At 70.5% G+C, this 20,072-nt stretch carries 3 protein-coding genes; 1 reads left to right on the top strand and 2 read right to left on the bottom strand.

Going from position 1 to position 20,072, the window contains the following annotated elements:
- Position 1 precedes the first annotated feature (1 nt).
- The gene (locus BCF44_RS49025; RefSeq protein WP_116181464.1) at positions 2–1,021 is read right to left on the bottom strand and encodes a FecCD family ABC transporter permease; all 1,020 of its coding nucleotides are present in this window, start codon (positions 1,019–1,021) and stop codon (positions 2–4) included.
- Positions 1,021–2,040, bottom strand: a complete 1,020-nt coding sequence (locus BCF44_RS49020; RefSeq protein ID WP_116181463.1) for a FecCD family ABC transporter permease — start codon at positions 2,038–2,040, stop codon at positions 1,021–1,023. The genes BCF44_RS49025 and BCF44_RS49020 overlap by 1 nt, the downstream gene beginning before the upstream one ends.
- Before the next feature lie 113 nt (positions 2,041–2,153).
- On the opposite strand from BCF44_RS49020, the gene BCF44_RS49015 reads away from it, so the two are divergent.
- Positions 2,154–20,069: a non-ribosomal peptide synthetase gene (locus tag BCF44_RS49015; protein ID WP_116181462.1), complete on the top strand. Its 17,916-nt coding sequence runs from the start codon at positions 2,154–2,156 to the stop codon at positions 20,067–20,069.
- Positions 20,070–20,072: the final 3 nt, after the last annotated feature.

Raw genomic sequence — 20,072 nt, 5'->3', positions numbered from 1 at the left:
GTCAGCCTCCGGAACGGTTGGCCCTGGCCAGCAGCCAGAGCAGGATCGGGGCGCCGAGCGCGCCGGTGACGATGCCCACCGGCAGCTCGACGACCACACGAGCCAGGATGTCGCTGCCCAGCACGATGACCGCCCCGGTCAGGGCGGACGTGACGATCGGCGGCGCGGACAAACGGGCCAGGCGCTGCGCGATCTGCGGGGCGGTCAATGCGACGAAGGCGATCGGGCCAGCCGAGGCCGTCGCGAACGCGACCAATCCGGCACCAGCCAGCAGCAGGCCCAGACGCACCGGCTGCACCGGCGTGCCGAGCCCGGCGGCGACCTCGTCGCCGAGCTGGAGCGTGCCCATCCATCGCGCCAGCCCCAGCACGACCGGGAACAGCACGGCCAGCGAAAGCGCCAACGGCACAACGTTTTCCCAGCCACGATTGGCGAGGTTGCCGACCAGCCAACCGATCGACGCCTGCGCGTCGGTGATCTGGGCCCGGCTGAGCAGGTAGTCGGTCAGGCTGGTGCACATCGCGTAGATGCCGATACCCACCAACAGAATCCGGTACCCGGTCGTGCCGCGCCGCCATGCCAGCGCATACACCAGCAGCCCGGTTGCCAGGCCGCCGAACAGGCCGAGGGTCGTGGTGCCGAGCCCGCCGCCGAAGCCGACCCCGATGCCGGCGACCACCGCGGTCGCCGCGCCGGCGTTGATGCCGATCATGTCCGGGCTGGCCAGCGGGTTGCGGGTGATGGTCTGGAACACCGCGCCGGACGCGCCGAACGCGAGCCCGGCCAGCAGCCCGGTCAGCGCCCGGGGCATCCGCAGATCCTGCACGATGTACGCGGCTCCGGCGTCCCCGACACCGGCCAGACCCGACAACACGTCCGAAAGGCCGAGGGGGACGTCCCCGATGGTCATGCCCAGGCAGAACAGCAGGAACACCAGCACGAACAGCGTCAGGCCGACGGCCACCAGCCGCGGCCGCAGCCGCCAGGACACGGGTGGAGTGGCGAGACGGACCGTCAGCATCACGACTCCAGCTGCTTGCGCCGGCGGACCAGGTAGATGAAGAACGGCGCGCCGAGGAACGCGACGATCACGCCGGCCCGGATCTCCATGGGCCGTGCCATGATCCGGCCGAGGATGTCCGCCGCCAGCAGCAGACACGGCGCCAGCACGGCGGAATACGGCAGCAGCCAGCGATGATCCGTCCCGAGCACGAACCGCACCGCGTGCGGGACGATCAGCCCGAGGAACACGATCGGCCCGGCGACGGCCACGGCCGCGCCGGTGAGCAGCGTGATCGCCAGGGCGCCGCGCAGCCGCAGCGGACCCAGCCGGCGGCCCAGCGAGATCGCGACGTCGTCGCCGAGGGCGAGGCTGTTCAGCGCCGGCCCGCTGGCGATCGCCAGCACCATGCCGACCAGCATGAACGGCAGCACGCGCGCCAGGGAGCCGCCGTCCACGCTCGACAGCGAGCCGGCCGACCAGAACCGGAAGCGGTTGAGCGCCACCGGATCCGTCAGGACCATCGCGCTGGTGAACGAGCCGAGCAGCGCAGTGACCGCCGCGCCGGCGAGGGTGAGTTTGACCGGGCTCGACCCGGCATTGCCGCGCGTGCCCAGGAAGTAGACGACGGCGGTGGCGGCCAGCGCGCCGGCGAAGGCGAACCAGATGTAGCCGTAGAGCGAACTGACGCCCAACACCGCGATCGAGAAGACGATCGCGAACGCCGCGCCGGCGCTCACGCCGAACAGCCCCGGGTCGGCCAGCGGGTTGCGGGTGAGTGCCTGCATGACGGTGCCGGCCAGGCCCAGCGCGGCGCCGACGAGCACCGCGAGCGCGGTGCGGGGCAGCCGGACACTGTGGATGATCACGGCGTCGGCCGAGCCGTCGTTGTGCAGCAGCACATGCCAGACGTCGTCGAAGGCGATCTCCTTGGAGCCGAGCCACACGCTCAGCAGGCAGAGCAGGCCCAGCGCGGCAACGGCGGCCAGCAGACCGAGCGCCCGGGCCACCTGGTGTGGCGGACGTCGCTCGGGTCCCATGCGCCCTCCGGGTGCTCGTCGATTTAGGTAAGGCTAACCGATGGTACCTGAGCCTATCCTTTGTTAGGGTCGCCTAAGTTTGGGTTCGATCAGGGCAGGAGGCTGGGGTACCGGTGAGCAACGGTGACGCTGTGCGGCAGGTCGCGGACCTCGGGTTCTGGCTTGATCGGCTCGCCACGGCGCCGAAGGAACTCCTGCTGCCGGTGGACCGGCCGCACCCGGCCGAGCCCGCCCCGCCGCGCGGTCGGGCGACCCGAGCGCTGCCGTTCGACCTGGACGACGCGACGCTGATGGCGGCGTTCGTCGTCCTGCTGCACCGCTACGCTGGCACCGCCGACATCGTCTTCGGCACCGGCTCGCTCCTCCCGATTCGCGTCGACCTCGCCGGCGCGCCGGGGTTCGCCGAGGTCGTCACGCGGGTCCGGGGTGCCCACGCCGCGGCCCTGGCGCACCAGATCCCGTTCGACGAGCTGGTCGGCGAGTTGCAGCCCGAGCGCGGCCGCGGCGGTGTCGCGCTGGTGAACATCGGCTTCGCCGCGGAGACGGACCTCCCGCTGGATCTGAATTTGTCCGCGGCCGGCGGCGTTCTCGAGGCGCGCTACCGCGAGGACGTCCTCGATGTGTCCACCGTGGATCAGATGCTGCGGCACTTCGAGCAGCTGCTGACGGATGCGCTGGAGCGTCCACAGTGTCCGGTCGGACACCTTCGCCTGTTGTCGGAGCCGGAATTGCGGCAGCTGCTGGTCGAGTGGAACGACACCGACCTCGACGCGCCGCCGGCCACCTTTCCCGAGCTGTTCGCCGCACGGGTCGCGGCGACGCCGGACGCGGTGGCGCTTGTGTTCGGTGACCGGGAGCTGACCTACACGGAGCTGGACGCCTGGGCGAACCGCCTCGCGCACGTCCTGATCGAGCACGGTGCGGGTCCGGAGCGAGTGGTCGCGCTGGCGGTGCCGCGTTCGCTGGAGACGATCATCGCGGAGTTGGCGGTGCTCAAGGCCGGCGCCGCCTATCTGCCCCTGGACCAGGACTATCCGGCCGATCGCATCGCGTTCATGGTGTCCGATGCCCGGCCGGTCTGCGTGGTGACCACGCGCGAGCTGGCCGACCGCTTCGACGGCGATGTCGTGCTGCTCGACGAGCTGTCGCTGGACGGCGCGCCGGCCACCGACCCCGGCGCGCCGATCGTGCCGGCGAACGCCGCGTACGTGATCTACACCTCCGGCTCCACCGGGCGTCCCAAGGGCGTTGTGGTGTCCCACTCCGGCGTGGCCAAGCTGGTGGCGACGCAGGTGGAGAGGTTCGGGGTGGGGCCGCAGAGCCGGGTGTTGCAGTTCGCGTCGCCGAGTTTCGACGTGGCGTTCTGGGACCTGTGCCTGGGTTTGCTGTCCGGCGGACGGCTTGTCGTCGTGCCGTCCGAGCTTCGCTTCCCCGGCGCCGGCCTGGCGGACTACGCGTTCAAGCACGACGTGAACTTCATGATCCTCCCGCCTGCCCTGCTGGCGGAGTTTCCCGAGGACGTCGATCTCCCTCGGGACAGTGTGCTGCTGGCCGGCACCGAACGGGTTTCGCCCGAGTTGGTGCGCCGGTGGGCTCCGGGCCGGCGGATGTTCAACGCCTACGGCCCGACCGAGGCGACCACGAACTCCACCCTCGGGCTCACGGATCCGGCGAGTCCGATCGTGCCGATCGGCATACCCGACCCGGGTACTCGCGCATATGTGCTGGACGCGGGTCTGCGGCCGGTGCCGCCCGGTGTGGTGGGGGAGTTGTACCTGGCCGGTTCCGGTCTCGCCCGGGGCTATCTGGGTCGCGCGGCGCTGACGTCCGAGCGTTTCGTGGCGGATCCGTTCGGCGACGGCGGGCGGCTGTATCGCACCGGTGACCTGGTGCGGTGGCTGCCCGATGGCCGCCTGGTGTTCCTCGGTCGGGCTGATGACCAGGTGAAGATCCGTGGCTACCGGATCGAGCTCGGCGAGATCGAGTCCGTGTTACTGGAGCACTCACAGGTCGCTCAGACCGTGGTGGTGGCCCAGGACGGTCGCCTGAACGCCTACGTGGTGCCGGTGGCCGGCCGGGACGAGGAAGCCGAGCGGGCGCACCTGGACGAATGGCGTGCCGTGCACGAGGAAATGCACGGCGCCGCCGACGGGAAGCGGTTCGTCGGCTGGAACTCCAGCTACGACGGCTCGCCGATTCGTCGGAACGAGATGGCGGAGTGGCACGCGGCGACGATCGACCGCATCGCCGAGCTGCATCCCAGGCGGGTCCTGGAGATCGGTGTCGGCACCGGCCTGATCCTGTCCAAGATCGCGCCGGACGTCGAGGAGTACTGGGGCGTAGACGTTTCCGAGCGGGCGATCGCCAATCTGTTGCCGGTGCCGGACAATGTGCACCTCGCGGCGCGACCGGCGCACGACCTCGGCGAGCTGCCGACGTTCGACACGGTGATCATCAACTCCGTCGCGCAGTATTTTCCCAGCGCGGACTACCTTGCCGACGTCGTACGGACCGTCGCCGATCACCTCACCCCGGACGGCGCGATCTTCCTCGGCGACATCCGGAACTTGCGGTCACTGAAGGCTTTCCGCACCGCCACCGAGCTGCGGCACGGCCGCCAAGCCGTGGAGCAGGCGATTGCCCGCGAGGGCGAGCTCGTGCTCGAACCCGACTTCTTCACGGAGCTCGGCTTCGGGCACGTGGAGGTGCTGGTCAAGCGCGGGGCGGCACACAACGAGCTGACCCGGCACCGTTACGACGTGATCCTGCGCAAGACCCTGACTCCGATCGTCGAGGAGCAGGTTGTCGCGTTCGAGGACATGCGGTTGGAGGAACAGCCGGCAAGGCTGCGGGTGATCGGGATCCCGGACGCGCGGTTGTCCGGGGAACTCGCCGCTGTGACGGCCCTCGACGAGGGCGATCCGGTGGCAGCGCTGCGTGCGCTCGACGGCCGGGCGGGGACCGAACCGGAAGACTTGTACCGCCTCGGCGAGCGAGCCGGCTACCGGGTGGCCGTCACGCTCGCGGCCGAAGTCGGCCGGCTGGAGGCCGTCTTCACGAAGGGGGAGGCCGGGCCGGCCTACCGGTCTGCCCAGACTCAGAACACCCTCGCCAACAACCCCTCCGCGCGCCGGCGGACCGCCACGCTGGCATCGTCGCTGCGCGCGCATGTGCGGGATCGGCTGCCGCAGTACATGGTGCCGTCGGCGTTTGTCGTGCTGGACCGGCTGCCGGTGCTGGCCTCGGGCAAGCTGGACCGCAATGCCCTGCCCAGCCCGGAACGCGTCACCACCGGTCCGGGGCGGGCCGCACGCAACCCCGTCGAGCAGCTGCTGTGCGAGCTGTTCGCGGACGTCCTCGACGTGCCGCGGGTCGGCCCGGACGATGACTTCTTCGACCTCGGCGGGCATTCGCTCACCGCGACTCGCCTCATCCAACGCATCCGCGCGGCGGTCGGGGCGGAAGTGCCGGTACGGGCCGTGTTCGACGCGCCGACCGCCGCCGCCCTGGCCGACCTGCTCGCCGGAGCCGTGTCGAGCAGCGAGCGCCAGCCGCTCACCAGCGTCGCCGCCAGGCCCGACCGGTGCCCGTTGTCCTTTGCCCAGCAACGGTTGTGGTTCCTGCACGGCCTTGAGGGCGGCTCCGCGACCTACAACATTCCGCTGGTCATGGCGTTGACCGGCGAGCCGGACGTGGCGGCGCTGCGGGCCGCGTTGAACGACGTGGTCGCCCGTCATGAGGCGCTCAGGACCGTCTTCCCGACCGAGGATGGCGTTCCGTACCAGCACGTCCTGCCGGCAATGGAGATCGAGCTGGCCACGAGGCCCGTCACCGAGTCCGAAGTGGACCCCGCAATCGATGAGCTCGTGCGGTCGGTCTTCGATCTCGGCACCGGACCCGCTCTCCGCGCCGAGCTGCTCACGATCGACCAGCGTCGACACGTGTTCGTGCTGGTGGTGCACCACATCGCCGCCGACGGCTGGTCCCTGGCCCCGCTCCGGCGCGACCTCGCCGTCGCGTACGCCGCGCGCAGCCGCAACGATGCTCCACACTGGACCGAGCTGCCGGTCCAGTACGCGGACTACACCCTCTGGCAGCGGGATCTGCTCGCCAGCGAGGAGCCTGCCCAGCTGGCGTACTGGCGCAAGGCCCTCGACGGCCTGCCCGAGCGCATCGCGCTCCCGGTGGACCGCCCGCACCCATCGGTGTCCTCCTACCGGGGCGAGCACTTCACCTTCGTCTGGGACGCCGATCTCCAGGCCGGCCTCGGCGACCTGGCTCGTGCCTGCGGCGCAAGCGTTTTCATGGTGGTGCACGCCGGTTTGACCGCGTTGCTGTCCCGGCTCGGCGGCGGCCCGGACATCCCGATCGGCACCCCGATCGCCGGGCGGACCGACCAGGCCCTCGACGATCTGGTCGGGTTCTTCGTGAACACGCTGGTGCTGCGGGTCACCACCGAAGGCGACCCGAGCTTTCGGGATCTCGTCGCGCGGGTCCGCGAGCGCAGCCTTGACGCGTACGCGCACCAGGACGTGCCGTTCGAACGGCTCGTCGAGGTCCTGAACCCGGTTCGATCGCTGGCGTATCACCCGTTGTTCCAGACGATGTTGGCCTGGCAGAACACTCCCGGCTCCGAGGTCGAGCTACCGGGGCTGACCGTCACCGAGCGGCCGGTCGGCACCGGCACGGCCAAGTTCGACCTGTGGATCTCGCTGACCGAACGCCCCGACGGCATCCACGGCCAGACCGAGTTCAACGCGGAGGTCTTCGACCGCGCCACAGTGAACGCCGTCCTGGCCCGGCTGGTTATCCTGCTGCGCCAGGCCGTCGCCGACCCCGAGCGCCGGCTCAGCGCCCTGGACGTGCTCACCACCGCAGAGCGCGACCGGCTCGAAACCACCTGGTCCGGTGCCACGCAGCACCTTCCGTCGGTCACGGTGCCCGACCTTTTCCAAGCCCAGGCACAGCGCTCACCCAACCACCCGGCCCTGGTCTTCGAGGGTGAGCAGCTCACCTACGCCGAGCTGGACGCCGCCTCGAACCGCCTCGCCCACGCGCTCATCGAACGCGGCGCCGGGCCGGAGCAGGTGGTCGCACTCGTCCTGCCACGCTCGATCGAGCTGGTGACGGCGATCCTCGCCGTGCTCAAGACGGGCGCCGCCTACCTGCCCATCGACCCCGGCTACCCGGCGGACCGCGTCGCGTTCATGCTGGACGACGCCCGGCCCGTCCTGACCCTGACGCCGGAGAACCTCGTTCCCAGCGACAACGCCGAGCCGCCGAACGTCTCGCTGCGCAGCGGAAACCCCGCGTACGTGATCTACACCTCCGGTTCGACGGGGCGGCCCAAGGGCGTTGTCGTGCCACACGCCGGCATCGTCAACCGCCTGCTGTGGATGCAGGACGAGTACGGGCTCGGCCCCGGCGACAGGGTGCTCCAGAAGACCCCGTCCAGCTTCGACGTCTCGGTCTGGGAGTTCCTCTGGCCGCTGATCACCGGCGCCACCGAGGTCGTGGCCCGCCCGGACGGTCACAGGGACCCCGCCTACCTCGCGCGCCTGATCCGCGACGAACACATCACCACCGTCCACTTCGTCCCGTCGATGCTCCAGGTCTTCCTGCAGGAACCGGCCGCCGCGCAGTGCACGAGCCTGCGCAGGGTCCTGTGCAGCGGCGAGGCGCTGCCGCTCGAGGCGGTCGCGCGGTTCGGCCGGACCTCGAACGCCGAGCTCCACAACCTCTACGGCCCCACCGAGGCCTCCGTCGATGTGACGTCCTGGCACATCGTCGACGAGACCGCCCCGATCGGCCGCCCGGTGTGGAACACCCGGACCTATGTCCTCGACGCCGCGTTGAACCCGGTGCCGCCGGGCACGCCCGGTGAGTTGTACCTGGCCGGCGTCCAGTTGGCGCGTGGCTACCTCGGCCGGGCCGCGCTGACCTCGGAGCGGTTCGTCGCCGATCCGTTCGGCGCGCCGGGCGATCGCATGTACCGCACCGGTGACCTGGCCCGGTTCCGGGCCGACGGCGTGCTGGAGTTCCTCGGCCGTGGCGACGAGCAGGTCAAGATCCGCGGCTTCCGCATCGAGCCCGGGGAGATCGCCGCGACCCTCGCCCAGCACGACGGCGTGGCGAACGCCGTCGTGATCCCACGCGAGGACCGACCGGGCGGTGTCCGGCTCGTCGGCTATGTCGTGCCCGCTGCGGAAGATGGTGACGACCAGAGCGAGCAGGTCGGCGAGTGGCGCGAGCTCTATGACGCCATGTACGCCGCGCCGGCCGAGGACGGCGACGATTTCACCGGCTGGAACTCCAGCTACACCGGCGAGCCGATCCCGCTGGTCGAGATGCACGAATGGCGCGATGCCATCGTGACCCGCATCCGCGAACTGGCACCGCGCCGGGTGTTGGAGCTCGGCGTCGGCACCGGTCTCTTGCTGACCGAGCTGGCCCCGGAGTGCGAAAGCTATTGGGGGACGGACTTTTCCGCCGAGGTGATCACCTCGCTGCGCCGGCGGGTCGCGGCCGACCCCGCGCTGGCCGCGCGTGTCGAACTCCGCACCGCCGACGCTGCCGATCTTGACGGCCTGCCTCGAGGGTTCTTTGACACCATTGTGCTCAACTCCGTCGTTCAGTACTTCCCGAGCGGCACCTACCTCCTCAACGTGCTGCGCGGCGCGCTGGATCTGCTCGCACCCGGCGGCGCGGTGGTCGTCGGCGACGTCCGGGACCTGCGCCAGGTCCGCGCTTTCCACGCCGCGGTGGCTGGTGACGACGAGCGCCTGACCGAGCAGCGCCTGCTGCGGGAGAAGGAACTCCTTGTCGCACCGGAGTTCTTCGCCGGCATCGACGGGATCGCCGGCGCCGACATCCGGGTGAAGCGAGGGCGGGCGGTCAACGAGCTGACCCAGTACCGCTACGACGTCGTTCTCCACACCGCTCCCGCAAACGTCTGCGCTGTACGGTCCACCGGTCTGGCGTGGGGCGCCGATGTGTCCACTGTGCACCAGGTGGCCGCGATGCTCGGCGGCGACGAGGAGCTCCGGATCGACGGCGTGCCCAACGCCCGGACCTCGGACGATGGCGTCGACCCCGAAGACTGGTACCAGCTCGGTGCCCGCCTGGGGCGTCGGACCACGGTCACCTGGTCCGCGACCGGCGACGGCTCGGTCGACGTCGTCTTCGCCGCCGACGACCGGTTTCCGGTCGATGCCTTCCGTGCCGGCACCGAACAGCTGTTGGCCTACACGGGCAATCCCGGCCGCTTCCGCCGGATCGCCGCCCTCACCAGGGAACTGCGCGCATTGGCGGCGGATCGGCTGCCCGAGCACATGGTGCCGTCGGCGATCGTCGTGCTGGATACCCTGCCGGTGACGGCCAACGGCAAGCTCGACCGCCGGGCGTTGCCGTCGCCGGACCCGATTGCCCCGACCTCCGACCGCGCGCCGGCGACGCCCGCCGAGCGGCAGCTGTGCGAGCTGTTCGCGGACGTCTTGGGCCTGCCGAAGGTCGGTCCCGACGACAGCTTCTTCGACCTTGGCGGCCATTCGCTGCTGGCCACGCGCCTGATCGCCCGGATCCGGACCGCGATGGGCGTGGAGTTGGCGGTCAGGTCGGTGTTCGAGACGCCGACCGCTGCCGGACTGGCCGGCCTCGTCGACACCGGCGCATCGGCCGCCCGGCCGCCGCTGACCAGGCGGGAACGCCCGGCCCTGGTGCCACTTTCCGGTGCGCAGCGGCGACTCTGGTTCCTGCACCACCTCGAAGGGCCGTCCGCTACCTACAACGTGCCGCTGATCATGCGACTGGAGGGCGACCTCGACGTCGAGGCGCTAGCCACCGCACTGTCCGATGTGGTCGGTCGACACGAGTCCCTGCGCACCCGGTTCCCGCAGCGTGACGGCATTCCCTACCAGGACGTGCTGAGCGACGCCGACGTCAGCCTGCGCGTGCGGGACGTCACCAACCTCGACGAGTTGCTGACCGAGTCGGTGCGTGGCCCGTTCGATCTGGAAGAGCACGCGCCGATGCGCGCCGAGCTGCTGAAAATCGGCGAGCGTGAGCACGTGCTGGCGCTGGTGTTCCACCACATCGCCTCCGATGGCTGGTCGATGGCGCCGCTGTGGCGTGACATCGGCACCGCCTACACCGCTCGCCGCGAAGGCAAAGCTCCACAGTGGACCGAGCTGCCGGTGCAGTACGCGGATTACACGCTGTGGCAGGAGGAACTGCTCGGCGCTGAGGACGATCCGAACAGCGTGCTGTCCCAGCAGCTGGACTACTGGCGCGAAACCCTCGACGGCCTACCAGATCGGATCGAGCTGCCGCTGGACCGGCCGCACCCGACGACCGCCACCTTCAAGGGCGAGCTGCACACATTCGACTGGGATGCCGGCTTGCACGCGGGACTGTCCGCGCTGGCCCGCGAGTGCGGCGCGAGTGCGTTCATGGTCGTGCACGCCGCCCTCGCCGCGCTGCTCACGCGTCTGGGCGCGGGCACCGACGTGCCGATCGGTTCGCCCATCGCCGGCCGCACCGATCAGGCACTGGACGACCTGGTCGGGTTCTTCGTCAACACGCTGGTGCTGCGCGTCGACACCGCGGGCGAGCCGTCGTTCCGCGTGCTCATCGGGCGGGTGCGGGAGCGCAACCTCGACGCGTACGCGCACCAGGACGTGCCGTTCGAGCGGCTCGTCGAGGTGCTGAACCCGACCCGGTCGCTGTCGTACCACCCGCTGTTCCAGGTGATGATCGCCGGCCAGAACAACGCCCGCGCCGAGGTGGCATTGCCCGGGCTGACCGTCACCGAGGTCCCGGTGACCACCGGCACCTCGAAGTTCGATCTCTCGATCTCCCTGACCGAGCACGATGCCGGCATCGCGGGCGTGCTGGAGTTCAACGCGGACGTGTTCGACCACGCCGGCGCCGACGCGATCCTGCGCCGCCTGGAGGTGTTGCTGCGGGCGGCACTGGCCGCGCCCGACTGCCCGGTCGCGGCGCTGGACCTGCTGGCCGGCGACGAGCGCGAACGGGTGCTGACGGACTGGGCGGGCAGCCTCGAACCGGCCGGCACCGAGACGTTCCCGGGGATGTTCGCGGTCCGAGTCCGCGAGACACCGGATGCCGTGGCACTCGTGTTCGAGGACCGGGAGTTGACCTACGCCGAACTCAACGCCTCGGCGAACCAGTTGGCCCACCTGCTGATCGAGCATGGTGCCGGTCCGGAGCGGGTGGTCGCGCTGGCGGTGCCGCGGTCGTTGGAGATGATCATCGCGGAGTTGGCGGTGCTCAAGGCCGGCGCGGCCTACCTGCCGCTCGACACCGACTACCCGGCCGACCGCATCGCGTTCATGGTCGAGGACACGGCCCCGGTCTGCGTCGTGACGACCCGCGAGTTCGACGGCGTGGCCGACCTGCCGCGGGTCCTGTTGGACGACCCGGCGATCGCCGAGATGTCCACAATGGACCCGGAAATGGTGATCCACCCGGAGAACGCCGCGTACGTGATCTACACCTCCGGCTCGTCCGGCCGGCCCAAGGGCGTTGTCCTCCAACACTCCGGCGTCGCCAAGCTGGTGGCGACGCAGGTGGAGAGGTTCGGGGTGGGGCCGCAGAGCCGGGTGTTGCAGTTCGCGTCGCCGAGTTTCGACGTGGCGTTCTGGGATCTGTGCCTGGGCCTCTTGTCCGGTGGGCGGCTGGTGGTCGTGCCTTCTGAGCTGCGGTTTCCGGGCGCTGGGCTCGTCGACTACGCATTCGAGCACGACGTGAACTTCATGATCCTGCCGCCGGCGCTGCTGGCGGAGATGCCCGACGACCTGGATCTGCCGCGTGACAGCGTTCTGCTCGCCGGGACGGAGCGTGTCTCGCCGGAGTTGGTGCGCCGGTGGGCTCCGGGTCGGCGGATGTTCAACGCCTACGGGCCTACGGAAGCCACCACCAACTCCACGCTGGGCCTCACGGATCCGGCGAGTTCGATCGTGCCGATCGGCATACCCGACCCGGGTACCCGCGCATATGTGCTGGACGCGGGCCTGCGGCCGGTGCCGCCCGGTGTGGTGGGCCAGTTGTACCTGGCTGGTTCCGGCCTCGCCCGGGGCTACCTCGGACGGGCTGCCCTGACGTCCGAACGGTTCGTGGCGGATCCGTTCGGCGACGGCGGGCGGCTGTATCGCACCGGCGACCTGGTGCGATGGCTGCCCGATGGCCGCCTGGTGTTCCTCGGCCGGGCCGATGACCAGGTCAAGATCCGTGGCTACCGGATCGAGCTCGGCGAGATCGAATCGGCGCTGGTCGGGCACGAGCGGGTCGGCCAGTCGGTGGTGACCGCGCAGGACGGCCGGCTGATCGCGTATGTGGTGCCGACCGGCCGGCGCGACGAGGAATCCGAACTCGATCACGTCGGCGAGTGGCACGAGCTGCACGAGAACGTGTTCGCCGACGCCGAGGCCGGCGGCATGGAGGAGAACTTCGCCGGCTGGAACTCCAGCTACGACGGCACCGCCATTCCGGTCGACGAGATGCGGGAGTGGCATGCGGCGACGATCGACCGGATTGCCCAGCTACGGCCCAGACGTGTGCTGGAGATCGGTGTCGGCAGTGGTCTGATCCTGTCCAGGATCGCGCCGGACGCCGAGGAGTACTGGGGCGTCGACCTGTCCGAGCGGGCGGTCGCCAACCTGCAGCGGGAACTCGCCGAGCGGCCGGAGCTGGCGGGCAAGGTGCGGCTGGCGGCGCGGCCGGCGCACGATCTCGGCGAGCTGCCGACGTTCGACACGGTGATCATCAACTCCGTCGCGCAGTACTTCCCGAGCGTCGACTACCTCGCCGAGGTGATCCGAACCGCCGCCGCGCGGGTCAACCCGGGCGGCGTGATCTTCCTGGGCGACATCCGGAACCTGCGGTCGCTGCGTGCCTTCCGCACCGCGACCGAGCTGCGCCACGGCCGGCGGAGCACAGCGGCGGTGGATCAGGCGATCGCCCGCGAGGGCGAGCTCGTGCTCGATCCGGACTTCTTCACCGTGCTGGCCCGCGAACTCGACGGCTTCGAGGATGTCGACATCCTGGTCAAGCGTGGCGAGGCGCACAACGAGCTGACCCGGCACCGCTACGACGTGGTGCTGCGCAAGGCCCCCAAGCCCGAAGTCGTGGAACAGGTCGTCGCGTTCGAGGACATGCGGTTGGAGGAGCGGCCGGCGCGACTGCGGGTGACCGGCGTGCCGAACGCCCGTCTCTCCGGTGAGCTCGCGGCCGTTGCGGCATTGGCCGACGATGCCGACGCCGCACTGTCCGCTTTGGACGACCGGTCGTCCGGAGTGGACCCGGAGGCCCTGCAAACGCTTGCGGCCCGGCTGGGTTGTCGGATGTACGCCACTGTCACGGCCGATCCGGGCTTTTTGGAGGTCGTGTTCACGACCGGCGAGCCGGTGGGGATCTACCGTGGCCGGCCGGTTCGCGCCGACCTGAACGCGCTGGGCAACAACCCCGTCGGGCAGCGCGACACCAGCGCGCTGGTGACCTCGCTGCGGGCGCATGTCCGGGACCTGTTGCCGCAGTACATGGTGCCGTCGGCGTTTGTCATGCTGGATCGCCTGCCGCTGCTGGCCTCCGGCAAGGTGGACCGTCGCGCGTTGCCGAGCCCGGATCGTCAGGAGGCGACCACCGGTCGTGCCCCACGGACGCCCGTGGAGGAGGTCCTGTGCGGGCTGTTCGCCGAGGTGCTGGACGCCGGCTCGGTCGGGATCGACGACGATTTCTTCGCTCTCGGTGGGCATTCGCTGATGGCGACGCGCCTGGTGGCGCGGCTGCGGGCGGTGTTCGGCGTCGAGTTGCAGGTGCGATCGGTGTTCGAAGCGCCGACCGTCGCCGGCCTGGCGGCGCGGCTGGCCACGGTGGAATCGGAGACGGCCCGCCCACCGCTGGTACGCGTCGAACCGCGGCCGGAGGTGCTGCCGCTATCGTTTGCGCAGCAGCGGCTGTGGTTCCTGCACCGGCTGGAAGGCCCTTCGGCGACGTACAACATGCCCAGCGCCGTCCGGCTGACCGGTGACCTTGACATCGAGGCACTCAAGGCGGCGCTGAACGATGTGCTCACCCGCCACGAGGCGCTGCGCACGGTGTTCCCCGAGGTCGGGGGCGAGTCCCGGCAGGTTGTCCTTGACGTCGCAAAGATGTCGCTGCCCATCAAGGCCGTCACCGCCGCGACGCTCGCCGACGCGGTGTCCGAGGTGGCGAACACGCCGTTCGAACTGGAGTCGGACATCCCGCTCCGGGCGGCTCTGTTCAGTCTCAACTCCCGCGAACACGTCCTGGTGCTGGTGTTCCACCACATCGCCTCCGACGGCTGGTCGACGGCCCCGCTCTGGCGTGACCTCGCCACCGCCTACACCGCTCGCCGTAACAGTGGCACTCCACAGTGGACGCAGCTGCCCGTTCAGTACGCCGACTACACGTTGTGGCAGCGTGAAGCACTCGGCGAGGCGGTGATCGAGCCGCAGCTGGCGTACTGGCGCGAAGCCCTGGCCGGCCTCCCCGAGCGGATCGAGCTGCCCACGACCCGACCGCACCCGGCCGAGTCCTCCTACCGTGGCGAGCAGTTCTCCTTCGCTTGGGACGCCGAGCTCCACGGCGGCATCGTCGAGCTGGCCCGTGCCTGTGGCGCAAGCGTTTTCATGGTGGTGCACGCCGGTTTGACGGCGTTGCTGTCGAGGCTGGGCGGCGGCACGGACATCCCGATCGGCACCTCCATCGCCGGCCGGACCGATCAGGCACTGGACGATCTGGTCGGGTTCTTCGTGAACACGTTGGTGCTGCGCGTGAACACCCAAGGCGACCCGAGCTTCCGCGACATGGTGGCCCGCGTCCGCGACCGCAGCCTCGACGCCTACGCCCATCAGGACGTGCCGTTCGAGCGGCTGGTCGAGGCGTTGAACCCGGCGCGGTCGCTGGCCTATCACCCGCTGTTCCAGACGATGCTGGCCTGGCAGAACAACGCCGTCGCCGACCTCCGGCTGCCGGGCCTGACCGTCGAGGAGGAGCCGGTCAGCACCGGCACCGCCCGCGCCGACCTGGTGTTCTTCGTCGGCGACCAGGGCGGGATCCGCGGCACCGCCGAGTACAACAGCGACGTCTTCGACCGGGCCGACGTCGAGACGATCCTCGCCCGGCTGCGGGAACTGCTCCGCGCCGCCGTCGCCGACCCGGACACTCGGATCGGCGAGATCGACCTCCTGGCCGATGCCGAACGTGACCTGCTCGTCGACGTCACCGCGACCGAGCTGCCGGCGGAAACCGTCGCCGAGCTGTTCGCCGCCCAGGTGGCCCGGACCCCGGACGCCACCGCGCTGATCATCGGCGCGCAAACGCTCACCTACGCCGAGCTCGACGCCCGTGCGTCGTCGTTGGCGCGAGGGCTGGTGGCCAGGGGAGCAGGCCCGGAGCGGACGGTGGCGATCGCGCTGCCGCGGTCGGTCGAGCTGGTGACCGCGATCCTGGCGGTCCTCAAGACCGGAGCCGCCTACCTTCCGCTGGACCTGAACCACCCCGCCGAACGCGTCGAGCTGATGCTCGCCGACGCCGCTGCGCACCTGGTCATCGCGGCGGACGGCTTCGGCGACCGGCTCGTCCGCCCCGACGAAACCGGCCCGGAGCCGGCGGTCTGGCCGACCGTGCGCCCGGATCACCCGTCGTACGTGATCTTCACGTCCGGCTCGACCGGCCGGCCCAAGCCCGTCGCCGGCACCCAGCGCGCGCTGGCCAACCGCCTGCACTGGGACGCCGTCGAGGGCGTGCGGATCGCCAAGAGCGCCCTGACCTTCATCGACGGCTCCACCGAGCTGCTCGGCGGCCTGACCGCGGGCGACCCCGTGATCCTGGCCGACGACGCGACCGCCACCGATCCGCTCGCCCTCGCCGACCTGGTGCGCCGCACCGGCGCGCAGGTGCTGACGGTCGTGCCGAGCCTGCTGGCGAGCTTCGCCGACGACACCCCGGCCGGGGCGTTCGACACCGTGACGACGTGGATCACCAGCGGCGAAGCGCTTTCCTCCACCTTGGCGGAACGGGTGGCCAGCCGCTGGCCCGGGGCAAAGCTGATCAACCTGTACGGCTGCTCCGAGGTCGCCGGCGACAGCCTGATGCACGTGGTGGACGGCGACATTGCCATCGGCCGGCCCATCGCCAACACCCGCGCCTACGTCCTCGACGAGCGCCTGAAGCCGGTGCCACCGGGCGTGCGGGGCGAGCTGTACCTGGCCGGCGCGGGTCTCGCCCGCGGCTACCTCGGCCGGCCGGCGCTGACGGCGGAGCGGTTCCTCGCGGATCCGTTCGGTGCGTCGGGGGAGCGGATGTACCGCACCGGCGACCTCGTCCGTCGCCGCGCCGACGGCTCGATCGACTTCCTCGGCCGCGCCGACCAGCAGATCAAGATTCGCGGCTTCCGGGTTGAACCCGGCGAGGTGGAGGCCGTGCTGACGGCCGATCCGTCGGTGGCGCGGGCGGTCGTGATCGCCCGCGACGACCGGCTGGTCGCCTACGTGACCGGCGGCGACCCCGTCGCGCTGCGGGCCCTGCTCCGGGAGAAGCTGCCCGAACACATGGTGCCGTCCGCCATTGTCGTGCTGCCGGAATTCCCGGTGAACGCCAGCGGCAAGCTCGACCGCCGCGCCCTGCCCGCCCCGGAGGTCCACACCTCCGACCGGGTCGCCCGGACGCCAGTCGAGCAGGCGCTGTGCGAACTGTTCGCGGACGTCCTGGGCATCGCGGCGGTCGGCCCGGACGACGGATTCTTCACCCTTGGCGGACATTCGTTGCTCGCGACCCGGCTGGTGAGCCGGATTCGCGCGCTACTGGGCGTCGAGGTGCCGATCCGGGCGGTGTTCGACGCCCCGACCCCGGCCCGGCTGGCCGAGCTCCTCGATCCTGGCCGCGGCACCCGGCCGGCGCTGACTCGCGCGGAACGGCCGGAGGTGCTGCCGCTTTCCTATGCGCAGCAGCGACTCTGGTTTCTGGACCGCCTCGACGGCCTCAACCCCACGTACAACATCCCCTGGGCGTGGGAGCTCGCCGGCCGGATCGACACCGCCGCGTTGGCGTTGGCGCTGGCCGATGTTGTTGCCCGACACGAGGTTCTGCGCACGGTGATCGTCGAGGAGAACGGCACACCGCATCAGGTCGTGCTACCGGAGGCCCGGCCGGTGCTGGCCACCGAGACCGTCGCCGAAGCGAACTTCGCGAATCGTGTCGCCGCCGCGGCGGGTCACTGCTTCCGGCTCAACACCGAGATTCCCCTGCGGGCGACGCTGATCTCGGTGAACCCGGGGCGCCACGTGCTTGTGCTGCTGGTGCACCACATCGCCGGCGACGGCTGGTCGTTGCCGCCGCTGAAGCGCGATCTCGATGCCGCCTACACGGCCCGCCTTCGCGGCGAGAATCCACAATGGATCCCGCTGCCGGTGCAGTACGTCGACTACACGTTGTGGCAACGAGAGGTGTTCGGTCGCGCCGACGACCCGGAAAGCCTGCTCGGGCGACAGGCGGCGTTCTGGCGAGACGCCCTCGCCGGCATCCCCGACGAGCTTGCGCTACCGGCCGACCGCCCGCGCCCGGCACGGTCGACCAACCGGGGCGGCGCGGTCCCGTTCACCGCGCCAGCCGAGGTGCACCAGGGCCTGCGCGATCTGGCCTCTCGCTGCAACACCAGCACCTTCATGGTGTTGCAGGCGGCGCTTGCGGCGCTGCTGACGCGTCTCGGCGCGGGTACCGACATTCCGGTCGGCACCCCGGTCGCCGGCCGCACGGATCATGCTCTGGAGGACCTCGCCGGGTTCTTCGTCAACACGGTGGTGCTGCGCACCGACACCGCCGGCGATCCGACGTTCCGGCAACTGCTGGCGCGGGTTCGCGAAGCCGACCTCGCCGCGTACGCACACCAGGACCTGCCGTTCGAGCACCTCGTCGAGCTGCTCAACCCGCCCCGCTCGCTGGCCAGGCACCCGCTGTTCCAGGTCATGCTCGCGGTGTACCACTCGAGTGCTGTGGAGGAGAGGCTTCTGGGCCTGCCGGCGTCCTATCGGGACACCGGCCTGCGGCGGGCGAAGTTCGACCTGTCCTTCGACCTGGTCGAGACGCCGGACGGCATCGACGGCGAGCTGGAGTTCAGTCTCGATCTCTTCGACGAGACCACCGCTCGGACTCTCACCGAGCGCCTGGTGCGGCTCATGGTCGCCGTCGTCGCCGAGCCGGACCGGCCGCTCAGTCGCATCGACGTCCTCGAACCGCGTGAGCGGCAAAGGATCCTGTACGAGTGGGGCACCGGACAACCGCTCACCATGACGGCTCCGACCGTCGTGGACCGCCTGGCCGCACAAGCGGCGGCAACTCCGAACGCCATCGCGGTGAGCGACGCGAACACCAGCGTCACCTTCGCCGAGTTCGCGGCCCGCACCGACCGGCTGGCCCGCTGGCTGACCACCCACGGCGCCGGACCCGAAGCCGTGGTGGCACTGGTGTTGCCGCGATCCGCGGCGTTCATCGAGGCGATCTTCGGCGTGTTCAAGACGGGTGCGGCCTACCTGCCGGTGGATCCGGACCAACCGGCCGACCGCATCGCCGCAGTATTGGAAGGCGCCACGCTGGTACTGACGACAAAGTCTCTTGGCCTCAACGGGCTTTACGTCGAGGACGTTGTGGACACCAATGCCGTGCTCACCCCGCCGTCGCCGGCGAATCCGGCGTACGTGCTGTACACGTCCGGCTCGACCGGCAAGCCCAAGGGCGTGGTGATCCCACATTCCGGTCTGGTGAACCTGTTCCACAGTCACCGCGAGACCCTCCACCGCCCCGCTGCCCGCACTGGGCAACTGCGGATCGGGCACGCGTGGGCGTTCGCGTTCGACGCCTCCTGGCAGCCGCAGCTGTGGATGCTGGACGGGCACGAGGTGCACGTCATCGACGACGACACCCGCCGCGACCCCGACCGCCTCGCCGCAGTGGTGCGGGACCGCCGGCTCGACTTCATCGAGCTGACGCCGTCGCACTTCGCCCAGCTCGCCGCCGCCGGCCTGATCAAGGACGGCAAGTGCGCGCTCGCCGTGGTCGGCGTCGGCGGCGAGGCCGTGCCCCAACAGCTGTGGGAGACGCTGAAGTCCTTGCCCGGCACCGAGTCCTACAACCTCTACGGTCCCACCGAGGCCACCGTGGACGCGCTGGTCGGCCGGGTCCGCGACTCCGACCGCCCGGTCGTCGGCCGGCCCGTGCACAACGCCCGTGCCTATGTCCTCGACGATCGGCTGAACCCCGTTCCGGCCGGCGTACGCGGCGAGCTCTACCTGGCAGGGGCCGGCCTGGCTCGTGGTTACCACGGCCGTCCCGAGCTCACCGCCGAACGCTTCGTCGCCGATCCCTTTGGGCCGCCCGGGGAACGCATGTACCGCACCGGTGACCTCGCGCGGTGGACCCCCGACGGCCAGTTGGAATATCTCGGCCGCGGCGACGACCAGGTGAAGATCCGCGGCTTCCGCATCGAACCCGGCGAGATCGAGAACGTGCTGGCCCGGCACGAAGACGTGGACCAGGCATTGGTCGTCGTCCGGGAGGACCGCCCCGGCGACAAGCGCCTGATCGCCTACACCGCACCGGAAACCGCCGACCCGCAGGAGCTTCGGACGCACCTGGCCCGCGCGCTGCCGGAGTACATGGTGCCGGTCGCGATCGTGCCACTCGCGGCATTACCCTTGACCCGTAACGGAAAGCTCGACAAGGCCGCGCTGCCGGTGCCCGATCTCGCTACCCGTGGCCGTGTACCCGAGACCCCGCTGGAGAAGACCCTCTGCGAGGTGTTCGCCGAGGTGCTACAGGTCGGCGCCGTCGGCGCCGACGACGACCTGTTCACGCTCGGCGGTCATTCCATGCTGCTCGTGGTCCTGCGCAACCGGATCGCCGAGCGGCTGGGGCGCCAGATCCCGATCGCCGAGTTCTTCCGTACCCCCACCGCGGCCGGACTCGCCGCGCTGCTGACCCGAGACGCGAGGTAGTCG

This window comes from Kutzneria buriramensis (genome assembly GCF_003387475.1).
GTDB lineage: Bacteria > Actinomycetota > Actinomycetes > Mycobacteriales > Pseudonocardiaceae > Kutzneria > Kutzneria buriramensis.
The sequence above is the reverse complement of the archived record's forward strand: the minus strand, read 5'-3'. Positions and strand labels throughout refer to the sequence as shown.

Excerpts from the sequence above, each read along its gene's own strand:
- BCF44_RS49025 (WP_116181464.1), bottom strand. The coding sequence starts at position 1,021 with ATGCTGACGGTCCGTCTCGCCACTCCACCCGTGTCCTGGCGGCTGCGG.
- BCF44_RS49020 (WP_116181463.1), bottom strand. The coding sequence starts at position 2,040 with ATGGGACCCGAGCGACGTCCGCCACACCAGGTGGCCCGGGCGCTCGGT.